Genomic DNA, 17,780 nt, shown 5'->3' with positions numbered 1-17,780 from the left:
AGAGAACACGCCGCCCGCGACGGTGCGCGGGCGGCGTGTCCTGTTCACTCGACGGGTGGGACGGTCAGCTGTCGCCGCCCTCGTTGCCGGACGCGCCGGCGGTCACGTCGTGCAGGCGGTAGCGCTTGGCCGCCTCGGCCGGGACGGACGCCTCGACCTCGCCGCGCTCGGCGAGCACCTGGAGGGCGCGCACCGCCATCGACGGGCCGTCGATGTGGAAGTAGCGACGGGCCGCGGGGCGGGTGTCCGAGAAGCCGAAGCCGTCGGCGCCGAGCGAGGAGAAGTCGCCGGGCACCCACTGCGCGATCTGGTCCTGCACCGCCCGCATGTAGTCGGACACCGCGAGGACCGGACCCTGCCGCCCGGACAGCTGCGAGGTGACCCACGGGGTGGGCGCCTCCTGCTCCGGGTGGAGGAACTTCGCCTCGTCGCAGCGCAGCCCGTCACGCCGCAGCTCGTTCCACGACGTCACCGACCACACGTCGGCGGCGACGTGCCAGTCGTTGCGCAGCAGCTCCTGGGCCTCGAGGGCCCACGGCATCCCGACACCCGACGCGAGCAGCTGCACGCGCGGGGCGTCGTCACCGATGCCCTCGGTCGAGCCCTCGGCGTAGAGGTACATGCCCTTGAGCAGGCCCTCGCGGTCGAGGTTCTCGGGCTCGGCCGGCTGCGACAGCGGCTCGTTGTAGACCGTCAGGTAGTAGATGACGTTGCGCTCGTCGTCGGTCAGCGACTCGTCGGTGCCGTACATCCGGTGCAGGCCGTCCTGCATGATGTGCGCGATCTCGTAGGCGAACGCCGGGTCGTAGTGCACGACGGCGGTGTTCGTCGACGCCAGCAGCGGGCTGTGGCCGTCGGCGTGCTGCATGCCCTCGCCGGTCAGCGTCGTGCGGCCGGCGGTGGCGCCGATGAGGAAGCCGCGCGTCATCTGGTCGGCCGCGGCCCACACCGAGTCACCGGTGCGCTGGAAGCCGAACATCGAGTAGAAGACGTAGATCGGGATCATCGGCTCGCCGTGCGTCGCGTACGACGTGCCCGACGCCGTGAACGCCGACATCGACCCGCCCTCGTTGATGCCGAGGTGGAGGATCTGGCCGTCCTTGGCCTCGCGGTAGGCGAGCATCAGCTCCGCGTCGACCGGCGTGTAGCGCTGGCCGTGCGGGTTGTAGATCTTGATCGTCGAGAAGAAGCTGTCCATCCCGAAGGTGCGCGCCTCGTCCGGGATGATCGGCACGATCCGCTTGCCGAACTCCTTGTCGCGCATGAGGTCCTTGAGCAGCCGGACGAACGCCATCGTCGTGGCGACCTGCTGCTTGCCGGAGCCCTTCTTGACCTGCGCGTAGGCGGAGTCGTCGGGCAGGTGGATCGGGACGTGCGTCGAACGACGCTCCGGCACACCGCCACCGAGCTTGGCGCGGCGCTCCATCGCGTACTGGATGACCTCGTCGTCGGCGCCGGGGTGGAAGTACGGCGCGTTGTACGGGTCCTTCTCGAGCTGCTCGTCGGTGACCGGGATGTTGAGCGAGTCACGCAGCTTCTTGAGGTCGTCGAGCGTGAACTTCTTCATCTGGTGCGTCGCGTTGCGGCCGGCGAACGAGGTGCCGAGGCCGTAGCCCTTGATCGTCTTCGCGAGGATGACGGTCGGCTGCCCGGCGTGCTCGACGGCGGCCTTGTAGGCGGCGTACACCTTGCGGTAGTCGTGGCCGCCGCGCTTGAGCTTCCACCAGATGTCCTCGTCGGACCAGTCGGCGACCATCTTGCGGGTGCGCGGGTCGCGCGCGAAGAAGTGGTCGCGGACGTACTTGCCGTCGTTGGCGCGGAAGGTCTGGTAGTCGCCGTCCGACGTCGAGTTCATGAGGTGCACGAGGGCGCCGTCGCCGTCGGCGGCGAGCAGCGGGTCCCAGCCGCGACCCCACACGACCTTGATGACGTTCCAGCCGGCGCCGCGGAAGTACGCCTCGAGCTCCTGGACGATCTTGCCGTTGCCGCGCACCGGGCCGTCGAGGCGCTGGAGGTTGCAGTTGACGACGAAGGTCAGGTTGTCGAGCTCCTCCTGCGCCGCGATCTGCAGGGCGCCGCGCGACTCGGGCTCGTCCATCTCGCCGTCGCCGAGGAAGGCCCACGTGTGCTGCTGGCTCGTGTCCTTGATGCCGCGGTTGTGGAGGTACTTGTCGAACTGCGCCTGGTAGATCGCGTTCATCGGGCCCAGGCCCATCGACACGGTCGGGAACTCCCAGAAGTCCGACATGAGGCGCGGGTGCGGGTAGCTGGGGAGCGCGAGCGGCGCGCCGTCGACGACGTGGCTGTGCTCCTGGCGGAAGCCGTCGAGGCGGTCGGCACTGATCCGGCCCTCGAGGAAGGCGCGGGCGTACATGCCGGGGGAGGCGTGGCCCTGGAAGAAGACGTGGTCGCCGCCGCCCGGGTGGTCCTTGCCGCGGAAGAAGTGGTTCATGCCCACCTCGTAGAGCGTCGCGGCCGACGCGTACGTCGAGATGTGGCCGCCGACCCCGATGCCGGGCTTCTGCGCGCGGTGCACGACCATCGCGGCGTTCCAGCGCAGGAGGGCGCGGAAGCGGCGCTCGGTGTCCTCGTCGCCGGGGAACCAGGGCTCCTGCTCGGGGCCGATCGTGTTGACGTAGTCGGTCGTCGTCAGCGACGGGACGCCCACCTGCATCGACCGCGCCCGCTCGAGGAGGCGGAGCATCAGGTAGCGGGCGCGCATCCGGCCCGGACCGTCGATGACGGCGTCGAGGCTGGCGAGCCACTCCTCGGTCTCGCCCGGGTCGATGTCCGGCAGGTGCGTCGGGATGCCGTTGAGGATGGGGCCGACGTCTTCGTGGAGGGCCACGCGCACGTCCTTTCAGCTCTCGCGGTTCCGTGCCCCGGTCGGGGGCCGGACCACCCATCCTTCACCCTCGCGCGGCCCGCGTCACATCCGGGTCGGGCTACTGGACGGTACGTCCAGCCGCAGGTCACGCCGTGGGGTCGGGCACGCGGTCCGGGCGCGTGTAGAGCGAGATGCGCCCCTCCCGCGCGAAGGCCGCGAGGGTGATGCCCGCGTCGGCCGCGAGCTCGACCGCCAGCGAGGTGGCGGCGCCGACCGCGACGACGACGGGGATGCCCGCGACGGCCGCCTTCTGGACGATCTCGAAGCTCGCGCGGGCGCTGACGACGAGGACGCTCCCGGCGAGGGGCAGCTCGCGCTCGCGGGCCAGCCCGCCGATCACCTTGTCGACGGCGTTGTGCCGGCCCACGTCCTCGCGGACGGCCAGCAGGGTGCCGTCGGCGTCGGCGATGCCGGCCGCGTGGACGCCGCCGGTGCGCTCGAACGTCGCCTGGTGGGTGCGCAGCGCGTCGGGCAGGCCGGCGAGGACGGACGCCTCGACCCGCACGGTGTCGGCGGCGACGTCGAAGCGGCTCGCGGTGCGCACGGCGTCGAGGGAGGCCGACCCGCACACGCCGCAGGCGCTCGTCATCGTCTCGGTGCGCTCGCGGGCCGGGCGCAGGAGGGAGACGCCGGGGGAGAGGGCGGCCTCGACGACGTTGAAGGTCGGCGAGCCGTCGGGGCCGACGTCGGTGCAGTGCATCATCGTCGCGACGTCGTGGGCGGAGGCGACCATGCCCTCCGTCAGCAGGTGGCCGAGCGCGAGGTCGAAGTCGTCGCCGGGGGTGCGCATCGTCGTCGTCACCGGCTGACCGTCGACGCGGACCTCGAGCGGCTCCTCGACGGCGACCGTGTCGGGCCGACGGTCGACGAGGGCGCGGCCGAGGTCCACCCGCGTCCGCGGCACCCGTGTCGTCACCCGTCCCACGGCCCCATTCGAGCACACCGGCCGCCGGCGTTGCGCGGAGCGGAACACCGGGTGCCCCGCCGACGGCCCCCGGCCTAGCGTCGACGGCGTGAGCGCGACGGAGACCACGACCCCGCCAGAGGTCGGCCTGCGGGTCGACGTCGACGGCATCGGCACCAACTACCACCGCGCGGGGGACGGACCGCCCCTGCTGCTCGTCCACGGCTCGGGGCCGGGCGTCAGCGCGTTCGCGAACTGGCGCCCGGTCCTGCCGGCGCTCGCGGAGCGCTTCGACGTCGTGGCGCCGGACGTCGTCGGGTTCGGGTACACCGACCGCCCGGACGGCTTCCCGTTCACGCTCGACGCCTGGCGCGGGCACCTGCTCGGCTTCCTCGACGCGCTCGGGCTGGAGCGGGTCTCGGTCGTGGGCAACAGCTTCGGCGGCGCCCTGGCGCTCTCGCTCGCCGTCCACGCACCCGAGCGCGTGGAGCGGCTGGTCCTCATGGGCTCGGCCGGCGTGTCCTTCCCGATCACCGAGGGCCTGGACCGGGTGTGGGGCTACGAGCCGTCCGTCGCCGCGATGCGCGACCTGCTCGACCTCTTCGCGTTCGACCGCTCGCTGGCCACCGACGAGCTCGCCCGGATGCGCCACGCGGCCTCGGTGAGACCGGGCGTGCAGGAGTCGTTCGCGGCGATGTTCCCCGCGCCCCGGCAGGAGGGCGTCGACCGGCTCGCGACCCCCGAGGAGCAGCTCCGGGGCATCCGGCACCGGACGCTGCTCGTCCACGGCCGGGACGACCGCGTCATCCCGCTCGAGAGCTCGCTGCGGCTGCTCCGGCTGGTCGACGACAGCCGCCTGCACGTCTTCGGGCGCTGCGGCCACTGGACCCAGATCGAGCACGCCGACGCCTTCGCCCGGCTCGTCACGGACTTCCTCGGCGCGCCCTGAGCGGCCGGGGTCCCGGGAGCCCGTCGGGGCGCTGGGGCAGACTGGGCGCGTGCCCGACATCCCGCCGCCCGCCGTGACCGCCGACCCCGGCGCGCCCTCCGGTCCCGTCACCCTGCGCGGTGGCGACCTGCCGTGGCGGACGGTGGCCCCGCAGCTCGCGACGGTCCGGCTCATCACGCTCGGTCTCGTGCTCGTCGTGCCGCTCCTCGCGACGGTCGTCGTCGCCCTGCTCGTCACCCCGTGGGTGTGGCTCGGCACCCTCGCGCTCGTGCTCGTCGGCGGGTGGGTCGCCTGGCTCGTCGGCCGCCAGGTCAGCGCCATCTCGTGGGTCGAGCTCGACGAGGAGCTCGTCATCCGCAAGGGACGCCTCTTCCGCAGCCTCGTGAGCGTCCCCTACGGGCGCCTGCAGTACGTCGACATCCAGTCCGGGCCGCTGGCCCGCGCCTTCGGCATCGCCTCGTGCGAGATCCACACCGCCTCGCCCGAGAGCGGCGGCTCCCTGCCCGGACTGCCCACCGAGGAGGCCGAGGCCCTGCGCGCCCGGCTGGCCGCCCGCGGCGAGACGCAGCGAGCCGGTCTGTGACGACACCGGGGGGAGCGCCCGGCCCGGTCGCGGCGGGGCACGACGGGGAGGACGGGGACGGCTGGCAGCGGCTGCACCCGCTCTCGCCGCTGCTGCGCGGCGGCGTCGTGCTCATCGCCGTCCTCGGCTACGGGGTCAGCCGGCTCGTCGACTCCGTCCTCGGCTCGCTGGACCCCACGGCCGAGCCCGACCCCGGCGCCGACTACGAGCTCGCGTGGACGAGCCACCCCCTCATCGCGCTCGCCGCGCTCGTCGTCGTCATCGCCGCGGTCGCCGGCGTGGGCTGGGTCAGCTGGCGCTTCTCGCGCTTCCGGGTCGCCGCCGGCCAGGTCGAGCTGCGCACGGGCGTCCTCTTCCGCCAGCACCGCCAGGTCCGGCTCGAGCGCGTCCAGGCGGTCGAGACCACCCGGCCGCTGCTCGCGCGGCTCGTCGGGCTCAGCCAGGTCGTCGTCCAGTCGGCCGGCGGCTCGGACTCGCACCTGACCCTCGCCTTCCTCGGCGCCGACCGCGCCGAGGAGGTCCGCGCCCACCTGCTCGACCTCGCCGGGCGCTCCGACGAGGCTGTCCGGCCGGGGCACGACCTCGCCCCGGCGCCCGGGGCCCCGGCGCCCGACGGGCTGGACCCCGCGGTGCGCCGCCCGGCGGCCGAGCCCGCGGCGCTCGTCGTGGTGCCCAACGGGCGCCTCTTCGTCGCGACGATCCTCCACGGCTCGACGATCGTCCTCGGGCTGGTGCTCCTCGGGGCGGCCGTCACGGTCGGGGTCGCCGAGGCGGGGCTCGCCGTCCTCGCCGGCGCCCCGGCCCTCCTGCCGGTCGTCTTCGGCCTCGGCGTGAGCCGGGTCAAGGAGCTCCTCGTCCACGGCAACTTCTCCATCGCCCGCACCGGCACCGCCCTGCGCGTACGCCACGGCCTGACCGACCTGCGCGTCTCGACCGTGCCCGTCCACCGCGTCCAGGCCGTCGAGGTGCTCCAGCCGCTGTGGTGGCGCCCCTGGGGGTGGTGGCGCGTGCGCGTCAACGTCGCGGGGGTCCACGGCGGCGACAACGACGACGACGAGACCGTGATGCTGCCCGTCGGCACGGCCGACGAGGCGCTCGCCGTCCTCGGCGCGCTCGGCGTCCACCCCGAGGACCCGGTCCTCCTCGAGGCACTGCACGGCGACGGGGGAGAGCCCGGATGGGTGGGGCCGCCGCGGGTCGCGCGCTGGCTCGACCCCTGGAGCTGGCGGCGCACCGGCTACGCCCTCGCCGCCCACGCCGTCTACCTGCGCACCGGCCGCTTCACCCGCCGCACCACCGTCGTGCCGCACGCCCGCATCCAGTCCCTCGGCCTGGCCCAGGGGCCGCTCCAGGCGCGGCTCGGCCTCGCCAGCGCCCGGCTCGTCTCGACGCCCGGCCCGGTGGGGCCCGGCGTCCCCCACCTGCGGCAGGACGCGGCCGAGGAGCTCCTCGAGCTCGTCGGGCGTCGGGCCCGTGACGCGCGCCGGCTCGCCGGGCACCCCCTTGCACCCGGCCACGCGCCGTTGGTGGACTTTCCCCAGAACGAGCCCCGAACGTGAGAGGTTGACACCGTGAACACCCCGACGCCGCCCCCGGTAGACCCCGGGTCCAGCGCCCCCGGAGCCGTCGAGCGACTCGGCTTCGCCCCCGAGCAGGTCGTCCAGGAGTTCGGCTGGGACGCCGACGTCGACGAGGCGCTGCGCGTCGCCGTCGAGACGGCCTGCGGCGGCGAGCTCGAGGACGACGAGTACACCGGCGCCGCCGATGCCGTCCTGCTCTGGTTCCGCGAGGAGGACGGAGACCTCGGCGACGCGCTCGTCGACATGGTCGGCGTCCTCGAGGAGGGCGGCTTCGTCGTCCTGCTCACCCCGCGCGACGGGGGCGAGGTCGACCCGACCGAGATCGACGAGGCGGCCGTGACGGCCGGTCTCCACCTCGCGGGGACGTACAACGCGTCCGGCGGCTGGCGGGCCCACAAGCTCGTCGCCCCGAAGGGCGCGGCACGACGCTGACGGGGGTTGCACACCGAGGGGGGTATTCGTCACCGGTCGGCCACGACCGCCCCTCGACTGGCAGGATGGACGCATGACCCCCGCTCCGAGCCCCCTCGCCGTCGGCGACGTCGCCCCGGACTTCTCGCTGCGCGACCAGAACGGCGCCGAGGTGACCCTCTCGGAGCTCACGGCGCAGAAGAACGTCGTGGTCGTCTTCTACCCGTGGGCGTTCTCGGGGATCTGCACCGGTGAGCTCGACGAGATCCGCGACCACCTCGAGCGGTACGTCACCGACGACCTCCAGGTGCTCTGCGTCTCGTGCGACGCGGTGTTCAGCAACCGGGCCTGGGCGGACATCCAGGGCTACTTCTTCCCGCTGCTCTCCGACGCGTGGCCGCACGGCGAGGTCGCCCGCGCCTACGGCGTCCTCAACGAGGCCAACGGGGCCTCGCTGCGCGGCACCTTCCTCGTCGGGCGCGACGGACGGGTGGCCTGGACCCTCGTCAACGGCCCGGGGGAGCCGCGCGACTTCACCGCCATCCCCTCGGCCGTCGCCGCCCTCGCGGGCTGACCCCGGCCGGGCGTCCGGGCCGGCGCCGCGGACCTGCCATGATGTGCGCGGTCGGTGGCGCCGCACGGCGGCCCGCCGCCCGGGGCCTGTAGCTCAGCTGGTAGAGCGCCGCGTTTACACCGCGTCGGTCGTCGGTTCGATCCCGGCCGGGCCCACATGAGCGACGACGCCCTGACCCTCCGCGAGGTGCTCGAGGTGCTCGAGCGCCTCTACCCGCCGGCCACCGCGCAGTCCTGGGACCGGGTCGGTCTCGTGACCGGCGACCCCGACCAGCCCGTGCGCCGCATCCTCCTGGCCGTCGACCCGACGCTCGCGGTCGTCGAGGAGGCGCGCGCCCTCGGGGCCGACCTGCTCCTGACCCACCACCCGCTGCTCCTGCGCGGCGTGCACTCCGTCGCCACGACCTCGGCCAAGGGCGCGACGGTCACGGGCCTCGTCGTCGGCGACGTCGCCCTCTACGTCGCGCACACCAACGCCGACGTCGCGCCCGAGGGCGTCTGCGAGGCCCTCGCGCAGGCCTGCGGGCTCGGCGCGACCGAGGCCCTCGCCGTCGTCGAGGGCCAGGCCCTCGGTCGGGTCGGGGACCTGCCCGAGGCGCTGCCGCTGCGCACCTTCGTCGAGGGGCTCGCGCGGCACCTCCCGCCGACCGCCGGCGGCGTGCGGGTCGCCGGCCCGCCGGACGCCCTCGTGCGCCGGGTCGCCCTGCTCGGCGGGTCCGGCGACGACCTGTTCGACGAGGTGCGGGACAGCGGCGCCGACGTGTACGTGACGGCCGACCTGCGCCACCACCCGGTCCTCGAGGCCCGCGAGGAGGCTCGTGGCGGCCCCCCGTACGTCGTCGATGCCGGCCACTGGGCGAGCGAGTGGCTCTGGCTCGCCCGGGCGCAGCGGGCGCTGGGTGCGGCCCTCGGGGACGACGTGACTAGGGTGGAGACCCACATCAGCACAGTGCGCACCGACCCGTGGACCTTCCTCGTCGGTGCCGACCTTGGAGGTACCCCGTGAGAGCCGAGTCGTCCCGTCAGCAGCGGCTGCTCGACCTCCAGGCCATCGACACGCGGCTCGACCAGATCGCGCACGCACGTCGCACCCTGCCCCAGCTCGCGGAGCTCGAGGACCTCGGGGGCAAGGCCCGCCTCCTCGAGGACCAGCTCGTCCGCTCCCGCACCGAGCTCGGTGACGTCCAGCGCGAGGTCGCCAAGGCCGAGGCCGACGTCCAGCTCGTCCGCGACCGCGCGGCGCGCGACCAGTCCCGGCTCGACTCGGGCACCGGCAGCGCGAAGGACCTCCAGGCACTCCAGCACGAGATCGTCTCCCTCTCCCGCCGGCAGGGCGAGCTCGAGGAGGTCGAGCTCGAGGTGATGGAGCGCGCCGAGGCCGCCGAGCACGACGTCGAGGAGCTCGAGCGCGGGATGGGCGAGCTGACGGCCCGCATCTCGGGGCTGGAGACCGCGCGCGACCGCGAGCTCGCGCGTCTCGACGAGGAGGCAGGCCACGTCGCCGCCCCGCGCGACTCCGTCGTGGCCGAGGTCGGGGAGGACCTCGTCGCCCTCTACGAGAAGATCCGCAAGAGCTCCGGCGGCACCGGCGCCGCCGCGCTGCACCAGCGCCGCTGCGGCGGGTGCCGGCTCGAGCTCAACCCCGTCGAGATCCAGCGCCTGCGCTCCGCCGACGAGGACGAGGTGCTGCGCTGCGAGGAGTGCAACCGCATCCTCGTGCGCACGCCCGAGTCCGGCCTGTGAGCCGCCGGCTCACCGTCGAGGCCGACGGCGGGTCGCGCGGCAACCCCGGCGTCGCCGGGTACGGGGCGCTGGTGCGCGACGGCGAGACCGGCGCGTTGCTCGCCGAGCGCGCCGAGCCGCTCGGCAAGGCGTCGAACAACGTCGCCGAGTACCGCGGCCTCATCGCCGGCCTCACCGCCGCCCACGAGATCGACCCCGGCGCCCGGGTGCTCGTCCGGATGGACTCCAAGCTCGTCGTCGAGCAGATGGCCGGGCGCTGGAAGATCAAGCACGAGGACATGCGTCGGCTGGCCCTGCAGGCGCGCGACGTCGTCGAGGCCATCAAGGACGCCGGAGGGTCGGTGCGCTACGAGTGGATCCCGCGCGCCGAGAACAAGGACGCCGACGCCCTCTCCAACGACGGGATGGACGGGCTGACCGTCCGCCGCGACCACGAGGGCGGGGCGACCGGCGGTGCGACGGACGCCGCGGCGGCGCCCGAGTCCGCCTCCGGTGCGGCGTGCGCGCCGGTGCCGCGTCGTGACGGGACCCCGGTGCGGGTCGTGCTCGTCACCGAGGCCGAGGGTGGCGCGGCGCAGCAGGCCGCGCGGGCCGTCGAGCGCCTGCTCGGCGGCGCGCCCCGGTGCCTCCTCGAGGCCGGGACCGACGCCTCGACCGAGACGGCCGCCGAGGTCGGGGACGCGCTCGGTGTCGACGCCGTCGTCGACTCGGCGTGGGCCTCCGCGGACGACGCCTCCGGAGCCTGGGAGCGGGTCGTCTCGCGCGGCGGCACGACGGTCGTCGTCTGCCCGGCCCCGGTCGTCCAGGCCGCGCTCGGGCACGTCCTCGGGATGCCGGCCGAGCGCCACGAGCGGCTCGCGGCCGCGCCCGGCTCGCTGACCGGTGTCGAGGTCTGGACCGACGGCGACGTCTCGGTCGCCTTCACCAACCGCACCTGAGGGGTCGCGTTAGCGCGCCACCGTCGGCGGTCGGCGACGGTTGAGGGAGAGCCTGCTCTAGCCGAGCGCGGCGGGGTCCCAGGGCACCGCCGCGCGCGGCAGCGCCTCGGCGGTCCGGCGCGCCAGGTCGAGGGCGGACGCGGGCGGGGTGGCCCCCACGTCGAGGTCGACGAGGTGGACGACGTCCTCGACGGCCCAGGTGGCCAGCAGGTCGCCACTGGTCAGCACGTGGCCCTGGAACGCGTGGTGGCCGTCGGTGAGCGACGTCGCGGCGGCCACGGCCTGGTCGGCGACGTCGACGAGCCGGGCGACCGCCGCCGACGGGCGCCGGTGGGCGTCGGTCCGCCGGCGCTGGTCCATGAGCACGAGCACGGGGTCGGCGTCGACGCCGGCGCGGGCGTAGGCCGCCCAGTAGCCGGCCGCATCGACGGTGGCGGGGCCCGATGCGGGCCGCGCGAAGCCACCGAGCAGCTCCTCCCATCCCGCCAGGACGTGCGCGACCACGTCGAACCGGGTCCACCCCGCGCACCGAGACGGCTCGAAGAGTTCGGGCTCCGGGAGGCTGTGGACGGCGTCGACGACGGCGAGGACCGACTCGCGGAACGCGGCGAGACCCTCGTCGTGGGGGACGGTGAGCGTGGTCACCCGTCCACCCTCGCAGCGCGCGGGTCCGAGGGGGCGGGTAGGTTCGCCGCGATGTCCCTGACCCGACCGCTGACCCCCGAGGACCTCGACGACCTGCTGCCGCTGCAGGAGGAGGGTGCGGTCGCCGCACTCGGGCACATCTTCCCCCAGAAGACCCACCCGTTCCCGGCCGCCGAGGTGCGCTCGCGCTGGGTGCACGAGCTCGCGGACCCCGGCATCCGGTCGTTCGCGGCGCTCGAGGGCGGCGTGCTCGTCGGGTTCGCGGCGGTGCGGGGGTCGGAGCTGTTCCACCTCGGGACGGCCCGTGCGACGTGGGGGAGCGGCCTCGCGGGACGCCTGCACGACGAGGTGGTCGCGGCGATCGCCGCCGACGGACATCCCGTGGCGTGGCTGCGGGTGTTCGAGGAGAACCGGCGGGCCATCCGTTTCTACGAGCGGAGGGGCTGGCGGGCGACGGACGAGGTGTCGTGGTCGCTGTTCCCGCCGCACCCGGCGCTGCGACGGTTCGAGCTGCCGCTGCCCTGACGCGGGTCAGTCGCCGATGACCGCCATGCGGTGCACGTCGACCCAGCCGTCGTCGAAGCGCAGGGCGTCGCGCCCGGTCCCCTCGTGGACGAAGCCGACCTTCTCGTAGACGTGCCGGGCGCGCGGGTTGAAGGCGTAGACCTCGAGCTCGATGCGGTGCAGCCCCATCGTCCGCAGGCCGTGCTCGACGACGAGGCGGGTGGCCTCGGTGCCCAGGCCGCGGCCGCGTCCCTCGCGCCCGACGAAGGTGCGGAACCCGCAGGAGCGGTTGCCGGGGTCCCAGTCGTTGAGGACGACCTCGCCGACGACGGCGCCCGACGCGTTGTCGAGCACCGCGAGGACGAGGCGGTCGTCGGCGGTGGCCCACCGCTCGTAGATGCCGCGGAGCTCGGCGGGGTCCATCGGCGGGACCGCCTCGCCGGTGCGGTGGACCGAGCCGGTGAGCCGGGCGACCTCCGGGTCCTCGCGGACGATCGTGTCCAGGAGCGCCGCGTCGTCCCCGGTGACGGGCCGCAGCGTGACGAGCTCGCCGCGGAGGGTGGGCTTCACGCTGAACGGGGAGCTCGAGGTCATGACCGACAGCCTCCCCGCCGGGCGGCCGCGCGATCAACCGGGTTCCCCTCGTCCCCGGACGTTCGGCCGTCTGACGCCTCCCGCGGCGGTGGGCGCCCGAGATGGAGAGGTCCTCGACCCGCTGCCGTTCGCCCCACCCTCTGACGCAGTCATGACGAGCGGTCCGACCGCTCGTCCCGGTTGCCGCACGGGGTGGAGCAGCCGGCAGCGGCCGCAGGACCCCCCAGCCATCGAGAGAGCCGGTCGGTTCGAGGTGAAAGGGGACCGTGTGGTGGTCGGGTTTCACCTCGACCCCGAGACGGGGCCATCGGGTCGAGGTGGAAGGGGACCGTGTGGTGGTCGGGTTTCACCTCGACCCGGAGACTGGACCATCGGGTCGAGGTGAAACAGAACCGTCTGGTGGTCGGGTTTCACATCGACCCGACAGCGGGGCCGGCGAGGGCTGAGACGTCGCGCGGCGGGAGCGGCGGCCGTCCTACCCTCGTGGGCATGACGTACGCAGGAGACGTGACCCCGCCCGAGGCCTACGCCGCGGTGACCGGACCCGACGACGCGGTGCTCGTCGACGTCCGCACGAGCGCCGAGTGGTCGTTCGTCGGCGTCCCCGACCTCGCCGGCGCCGGCCGCGAGGTCGTCTTCGCCGAGTGGAGCCGGTTCCCCGGCGGCACCCTCAACGAGTCCTTCGTCGACGAGCTGCGCGCCGCCGGCGTCACCCCGGGCCGCCCCGTCTACTTCCTCTGCCGCTCCGGCGTCCGCTCGGTCGCCGCCGCGCAGGCCGCCACGGCCGCCGGCCTCGGCCCCGCCTACAACGTCCTCGAGGGCTTCGAGGGCCCGGTCGACCACGCCGGCCACCGCCACGTCTCCGGCTGGAAGGTCGACGGCCTGCCGTGGAGCCAGCGGTGAGCGCCCCCGACCCCGACGCCACCCCGACCTTCCGCCCGCGCACCCTCGCGGTCCGAGGAGGCCTGCAGCGCAGCGGTTTCGACGAGACTGCCGAGGCGCTCTACCTCACCTCGGGCTTCGTCTACGAGTCGGCCGCGCAGGCCGAGGCCGCGTTCAAGGACGAGGTCGAGCACTACATCTACAGCCGCTACGGCAACCCCACCGTCACGACGTTCGAGGAGCGGATGCGCCTCCTCGAGGGCGCCGAGGCGTGCTTCGCCACCGCCTCCGGGATGTCGGCCGTCTTCACGGCGATGGCCGCGCTCTGCGGGGCCGGCGACCGCGTCGTCGCCTCCCGGGCGCTCTTCGGCTCCTGCTTCGTCATCCTCGACGAGATCCTGCCGCGGTGGGGCGTCGAGACCGTCTTCGTCGACGGGGCCGACCTCGACCAGTGGCGCGACGCCCTCGCCGTCCCGACGACCGCCGTCTTCTTCGAGACCCCGAGCAACCCGATGCAGGAGCTCGTCGACATCGCGGCCGTCTCCGAGCTGGCCCACGCCGCCGGGGCCACCGTCGTCGTCGACAACGTCTTCGGCACACCGGTGTTCAGCCACCCGCTGACCCACGGCGCCGACGTCGTCGTCTACTCCGCGACCAAGCACATCGACGGCCAGGGGCGTGCCCTCGGCGGGGCGATCCTCGGCCCGAAGGAGTTCGTCGAGGGCCCGGTCAAGAACCTCATGCGGCACACGGGGCCGGCGATGTCGCCCTTCAACGCCTGGATCATGACCAAGGGCCTCGAGACCCTCGACCTGCGCGTGCGCGCGATGGCCGGCACCGCGCTGCGCGCCGCCGAGGCCCTCGAGCAGTGGCGGCAGGACGGGCGGGGCCTCGTCCGGGTCGTCTACCCGCACCTGCCGAGCCACCCGCAGCACGAGCTCGCCCTGCGGCAGCTCGAGGGCGGCGCCGGGACGGTCGTCACCCTCGAGGTCGAGGGCGGCAAGGACGCCGCCTTCGCGTTCCTCGACGCCCTGCGCCTGGTCGACATCAGCAACAACCTCGGCGACGCCAAGTCGCTGACGACGCACCCCGCGACGACGACCCACCGCCGCCTCTCGCCCGAGGACCGGGCGGCCGTCGGCATCACCGACGGGACGATCCGCGTCTCGCTCGGGCTCGAGGACCCGGACGACCTCGTCGAGGACCTCGACCGGGCCCTCGCGGCAGCGGAGGCCACGCGCACCCGGTGACCCGCAGGCTGTTAGCGTCCGGAGCATGACCTCCCGCGACGTCGTCTCCGTGCAGCGCCTCATCCCGTCCGCCCCCGAGCCGATCTTCGCGCTGCTCGCCGACCCGGCCGGTCACTCGCGCATCGACGGCGGCGGCTCGGTGCAGGGCGCACGCAGCGGCGGGCGCCGCCTCGGCCTCGGCGACCGCTTCGGGATGGACATGAAGATCGGCTTCGCGTACTCGACGCTCAACACCGTCATCGAGCTCGAGCAGGACCGCCGGATCGCGTGGCAGACCACCGCGTCGGGCCCGGCCGGCAAGGTCGTCGGCGGCCGGATCTGGCGCTACGAGCTCGAGCCGGTCGACGGAGGCACGCTCGTCACCGAGTCCTGGGACATCTCCGAGGAGGCCGCGGTGAGCAAGCCGTTCGTGCGCCGGATGGAGGGCATGACCCGCAAGAACATGGCGGCGACGCTCGAGCGCATCGAGTCGCTCGTCACGACGACGGGCTGAGCCCCTCGACGCGTCGCTCCTCGGCGACGCCGGCCATCGCCCAGCGGACGGCCTTGGTGCCGACGAGCCCCAGCACCCCGGCGGCGCCCCGCACCGGCCCGTGGACCGGCAGCCGCAGCTCGCGCCGGGCCCAGTCGGGCAGGATCGCGACCCCGCCCGACGCGAGCAGCCCGTAGCCCGCGCGCTGCGTCCACGGCAGCGGCGGGTCGAGCAGCAGGAAGCGGGCGGCGTCGCGCGCGGCGTCGGTGGCCCGCAGCACCGGGCGGTAGGACTCGAGCGCGGCGTGCAGCCCCGCGACGTCCGTCGGCACCGCGTCGGCCCCGAGCAGGCGCGCGACCACGGCGGACTGCTCGACGTAGGCGTCGGCCTCGTCGGGGTCGAGCGGGGTCGACGCGTAGCGCTGGTAGGCCGTCAGGAAGCTCCAGGCCTCGGCCACGTGCACCCACGACAGCAGGTCCGGGTCGGACGCGCGGTAGGGCACGCCGTCGTCGTCCTTGCCGCGCACCCGCTCGTGGATGGCCCGGACGCGCGCGACGGCCTCGTCGGCGTCCTCGACGGTCCCGAAGGTCGTCGTCGCGAGGAAGTGCGAGGTGCGCTGCAGGCGTCCCCACGGGTCGCCGCGGTAGCCGCTGTGCCCCGCGACACCGGCCATCGCCGACGGGTGCAGCGACTGCAGGAGCAGCGCTCCCACGCCGCCGGGGAACATCGAGGCGTCGGCGTGCACCCGCCAGACCGGGTCGTCCGGGGTGAACCGGCGCTCGCCGACGCGCCCCCAGATGACCGCCGCGCGCTCGGACGCGTCGTCGCCGGCCACCCGGGCCCGCAACGCGTTGCCGAGCCGTCGCTGTGCCTGCCTGCCGATGTCGTCGACGACGCTCATCGTCCTCCGTCCGTCGGGGGCGCCACGACGCCCGGGACCTTCTTCCTACCCGCCCAACGGCCGCGGGTACCCCCACGCTTCCGGCTGTCGAAGGTTGTGCCGCCGGCCGGTCGGCTCAGACGAGGGTGAGCGACAGCGTGGCGCTGACGACGACGAGCACCGCGCAGGCCAGCCCGGCGGGGACGAGCCACCGCCACGGGACGACGACACCGCGCGCCCGGCAGCGCTGGATCCACAGCAGCGTCGCGAGCGAGGCCCACGGCGTGACGAGCGGGCCCGCGTTGGTGCCGACGAGGAGGGCGACGAGCCGCTCGACCGACCCGGAGGCGGCGGGCTCCAGCGCGAGGTACGCCGGCAGGTTGTTGACGACGTTGGAGAGCCCGGCCCCGGCGCCCGCGAGGGCGAGGAGCGCGCCGGCGCCGGTGCCGGCGGGCAGGGCGCCCGTCACGAGGTCGGAGAGGCCGCGCTGCTGGAGCAGCTCGACGACGACGGAGATGACGACGAAGCCGGCGGCCATCAGCCAGGGGACGGGCAGCTCGCGCAGGAGCGAGCGGCCTCGCCACCACGTCGTGGCCAGGAGCACGGCCGCCGCGACGAGCGACACGAGCCAGGGCGGGGTGCCGAGCGCGAAGAGCGGCCCGAGCACGACGCAGACGACGGCGGCGACGCGCAGCAGCACGAGGTCGTGCGGCTCGGCCGGGGGCGCGACGTCGTAGGTGCCGCGCAGGCTGCGCCGGTGCAGCAGCGCGGCGAGGGCGAGCGTCACGACGACCGCGACGATGGCCGGCACCCACGACGCCTTGACGAAGTCGGTGTGCCCCAGCCCGGAGCGGCCGAGGGTGTGCAGGGCGAGGAGGTTGGTCAGGTTCGAGACCGGCAGCAGCAGCGAGCCGGTGTTGGCGATCCACAGCGTCGTCACGGCGAGCAGCCGCGGGTCGAGGCCGACCTGGGCCGCGATGGCCAGCCCGACGGGGGTCAGCAGCACCGCCGTCGTGTCGAGCGAGAGGACGATGGTCGCGCCGACGGCGAAGACCGAGAAGAGGACCCACAGCACCCAGCGCCGACCGCCCCCCATCCGCGCGACGGCGTGACCGGCGACGTCGAAGACACCGGCGCGCTCGGCGAGCTCGGCGGTGACGGTGATCGCGAGGAGGAAGACGACGACGGGGCCGAGGCGGCCGGCGAGGTCGAGGGCCTCGGCGCCGGTCACGGAGCGACCACGTCGAGCACCCACGGCGCGCCGCGACGCACCGGCTCGTGCAGCTCGGTGTCGAACCCCCGGGCCACGACCTCGGCGACGGCGGCGACCGAGCGGGCCGCGACGCCCTCGACGCACAGGTGCCGCGCGACGAGGCCGCGGGTGTGCTTGGCCATGTGGCTCGCCCCGGGGACCCGGACCTGCACCCACCGCTCGGCGACCCCGGGGCCGGGGCGCCAGGCCGCGGCGTAGGCGGCCGACCGGCAGTCGACGACCGCGCCGCGGCCCGCCGCCTCGGTCAGGGGCGCCTCGAGGGCGGGGCGCCAGTACGACGCCAGCGCACCGACCTCGGGCAGCGTCACGCCCATCGAGAGACGGTAGGCGGTGATCCGGTCGGTCGGGCGGACGGCGCCGTGCAGCGCCGAGACGACGACCAGCCAGCGGTTGGCGCGCCGGCGGGCCGCGGTGTCGAGCGAGGCGAGGTCGAGGGCGTCGTAGAGGACGCCGGTGTAGACCTGCGCCGCCGGGGTCGCCGGCAGGCGGTCGAGCGCGAGGTTGCGGGCGACCTCGTCGAGCAGGCCCTCGGAGACGCCCAGCGCGGCCGCCGCGTCGGGGGAGGCGCTCACCGCGGCGAGGTCGCGGGCGACGGCGGAGCGGGCGGGTGCGAGGTCGGGGAAGGACCAGGTGCCGGGGTCGGCCGGGCCGCCGCGGGGACGGTTCCACTTCGACTCCGACGGCGGGAGCAGGATGAGCACCGGCACAGCCT

At 74.6% G+C, this 17,780-nt stretch carries 19 protein-coding genes and 1 tRNA gene; 13 read left to right on the top strand and 7 right to left on the bottom strand.

Translation table 11 applies throughout. The features are described 5' to 3' along the window. Positions 1–64: 64 nt before the first annotated feature. Together aceE and fdhD are read right to left on the bottom strand one after the other, a co-directional pair. Complete coding sequence (aceE, locus tag HL663_RS14590) at positions 65–2,848, bottom strand: pyruvate dehydrogenase (acetyl-transferring), homodimeric type (protein ID WP_173029043.1); 2,784 nt, start codon at positions 2,846–2,848, stop codon at positions 65–67. Positions 2,849–2,972: 124 nt separating this feature from the next. Next, complete coding sequence (fdhD, locus tag HL663_RS14585) at positions 2,973–3,812, bottom strand: formate dehydrogenase accessory sulfurtransferase FdhD (protein WP_216842577.1); 840 nt, start codon at positions 3,810–3,812, stop codon at positions 2,973–2,975. Between the two features lie 88 nt (positions 3,813–3,900). Between fdhD and HL663_RS14580 the strand changes: the two genes are divergently transcribed. The 9 genes from HL663_RS14580 to HL663_RS14540 all read left to right on the top strand — a co-directional run bounded on the left by HL663_RS14580 (position 3,901) and on the right by HL663_RS14540 (position 10,568). Then, positions 3,901–4,740, top strand: coding sequence for an alpha/beta fold hydrolase (locus HL663_RS14580; protein ID WP_173029041.1), 840 nt, complete (start codon positions 3,901–3,903; stop codon positions 4,738–4,740). A gap of 49 nt (positions 4,741–4,789) precedes the next feature. Further along, positions 4,790–5,323: a PH domain-containing protein gene (locus HL663_RS14575; RefSeq protein WP_286175668.1), complete on the top strand. Its 534-nt coding sequence runs from the start codon at positions 4,790–4,792 to the stop codon at positions 5,321–5,323. Beyond that, the gene (locus HL663_RS14570) at positions 5,320–6,882 is read left to right on the top strand and encodes a PH domain-containing protein (protein ID WP_173029040.1); all 1,563 of its coding nucleotides are present in this window, start codon (positions 5,320–5,322) and stop codon (positions 6,880–6,882) included. Before HL663_RS14575 ends, HL663_RS14570 begins: the two co-directional genes overlap by 4 nt. A gap of 12 nt (positions 6,883–6,894) precedes the next feature. Next, positions 6,895–7,335 (top strand): DUF3052 domain-containing protein, encoded by a 441-nt coding sequence (locus HL663_RS14565; RefSeq protein ID WP_173029039.1) that lies wholly within the window; start codon positions 6,895–6,897, stop codon positions 7,333–7,335. A 73-nt stretch (positions 7,336–7,408) separates the two neighbouring features. After that, on the top strand, positions 7,409–7,888 hold the full coding sequence (locus HL663_RS14560) for a peroxiredoxin (protein ID WP_173029038.1): 480 nt from the start codon (positions 7,409–7,411) through the stop codon (positions 7,886–7,888). An 82-nt stretch (positions 7,889–7,970) separates the two neighbouring features. Next, positions 7,971–8,043 (top strand) — tRNA-Val (locus tag HL663_RS14555). Position 8,044: 1 nt separating this feature from the next. After that, entirely contained in the window at positions 8,045–8,893 is an 849-nt protein-coding gene (locus tag HL663_RS14550) for a Nif3-like dinuclear metal center hexameric protein (RefSeq protein ID WP_173029037.1), read from the top strand. Then, complete coding sequence (locus HL663_RS14545; RefSeq protein WP_173029036.1) at positions 8,890–9,630, top strand: zinc ribbon domain-containing protein; 741 nt, start codon at positions 8,890–8,892, stop codon at positions 9,628–9,630. The genes HL663_RS14550 and HL663_RS14545 overlap by 4 nt, the downstream gene beginning before the upstream one ends. Then, on the top strand, positions 9,627–10,568 hold the full coding sequence (locus HL663_RS14540; RefSeq protein WP_173029035.1) for a reverse transcriptase-like protein: 942 nt from the start codon (positions 9,627–9,629) through the stop codon (positions 10,566–10,568). The genes HL663_RS14545 and HL663_RS14540 overlap by 4 nt, the downstream gene beginning before the upstream one ends. A gap of 57 nt (positions 10,569–10,625) precedes the next feature. Here the strand turns inward: HL663_RS14540 and HL663_RS14535 are convergent, their stop codons facing one another. Continuing rightward, on the bottom strand, positions 10,626–11,213 hold the full coding sequence (locus HL663_RS14535) for a maleylpyruvate isomerase N-terminal domain-containing protein (RefSeq protein ID WP_173029034.1): 588 nt from the start codon (positions 11,211–11,213) through the stop codon (positions 10,626–10,628). A gap of 51 nt (positions 11,214–11,264) precedes the next feature. Here HL663_RS14535 and HL663_RS14530 point away from each other — a divergent pair, with 51 nt between their 5' ends. Beyond that, positions 11,265–11,738: a GNAT family N-acetyltransferase gene (locus HL663_RS14530; RefSeq protein WP_173029033.1), complete on the top strand. Its 474-nt coding sequence runs from the start codon at positions 11,265–11,267 to the stop codon at positions 11,736–11,738. A 6-nt stretch (positions 11,739–11,744) separates the two neighbouring features. Here the strand turns inward: HL663_RS14530 and HL663_RS14525 are convergent, their stop codons facing one another. Beyond that, a complete protein-coding gene (locus HL663_RS14525; protein ID WP_173029032.1) occupies positions 11,745–12,311 on the bottom strand; it encodes a GNAT family N-acetyltransferase in 567 nt (188 codons plus the stop codon). A gap of 489 nt (positions 12,312–12,800) precedes the next feature. Between HL663_RS14525 and HL663_RS14520 the strand changes: the two genes are divergently transcribed. The 3 genes from HL663_RS14520 to HL663_RS14510 are packed head-to-tail and all read left to right on the top strand — an operon-like array spanning position 12,801 to position 14,936. Continuing rightward, positions 12,801–13,214, top strand: coding sequence for a rhodanese-like domain-containing protein (locus HL663_RS14520; RefSeq protein ID WP_173029031.1), 414 nt, complete (start codon positions 12,801–12,803; stop codon positions 13,212–13,214). Further along, a complete protein-coding gene (locus HL663_RS14515; RefSeq protein ID WP_286175664.1) occupies positions 13,211–14,443 on the top strand; it encodes an O-succinylhomoserine sulfhydrylase in 1,233 nt (410 codons plus the stop codon). Before HL663_RS14520 ends, HL663_RS14515 begins: the two co-directional genes overlap by 4 nt. 25 nt (positions 14,444–14,468) lie before the next feature. Continuing rightward, on the top strand, positions 14,469–14,936 hold the full coding sequence (locus tag HL663_RS14510; protein WP_173029029.1) for an SRPBCC family protein: 468 nt from the start codon (positions 14,469–14,471) through the stop codon (positions 14,934–14,936). Here HL663_RS14510 and HL663_RS14505 read toward each other — a convergent pair. The 3 genes from HL663_RS14505 to HL663_RS19190 form a co-directional block, all read right to left on the bottom strand. Beyond that, on the bottom strand, positions 14,920–15,816 hold the full coding sequence (locus HL663_RS14505; protein WP_173029028.1) for an oxygenase MpaB family protein: 897 nt from the start codon (positions 15,814–15,816) through the stop codon (positions 14,920–14,922). The two genes, HL663_RS14510 and HL663_RS14505, sit on opposite strands and share 17 nt — an antisense overlap. 115 nt (positions 15,817–15,931) lie before the next feature. Continuing rightward, on the bottom strand, positions 15,932–17,026 hold the full coding sequence (locus HL663_RS19195) for an ArsB/NhaD family transporter (protein WP_216842576.1): 1,095 nt from the start codon (positions 17,024–17,026) through the stop codon (positions 15,932–15,934). After that, complete coding sequence (locus HL663_RS19190) at positions 17,023–17,769, bottom strand: YaaA family protein (RefSeq protein ID WP_216842575.1); 747 nt, start codon at positions 17,767–17,769, stop codon at positions 17,023–17,025. Before HL663_RS19190 ends, HL663_RS19195 begins: the two co-directional genes overlap by 4 nt. Positions 17,770–17,780: the final 11 nt, after the last annotated feature.

The sequence above is a fragment of the Arthrobacter sp. NEB 688 genome (assembly GCF_013201035.1).
Classification (GTDB): domain Bacteria; phylum Actinomycetota; class Actinomycetes; order Actinomycetales; family Dermatophilaceae; genus Phycicoccus.
The sequence above is the reverse complement of the archived record's forward strand: the minus strand, read 5'-3'. Positions and strand labels throughout refer to the sequence as shown.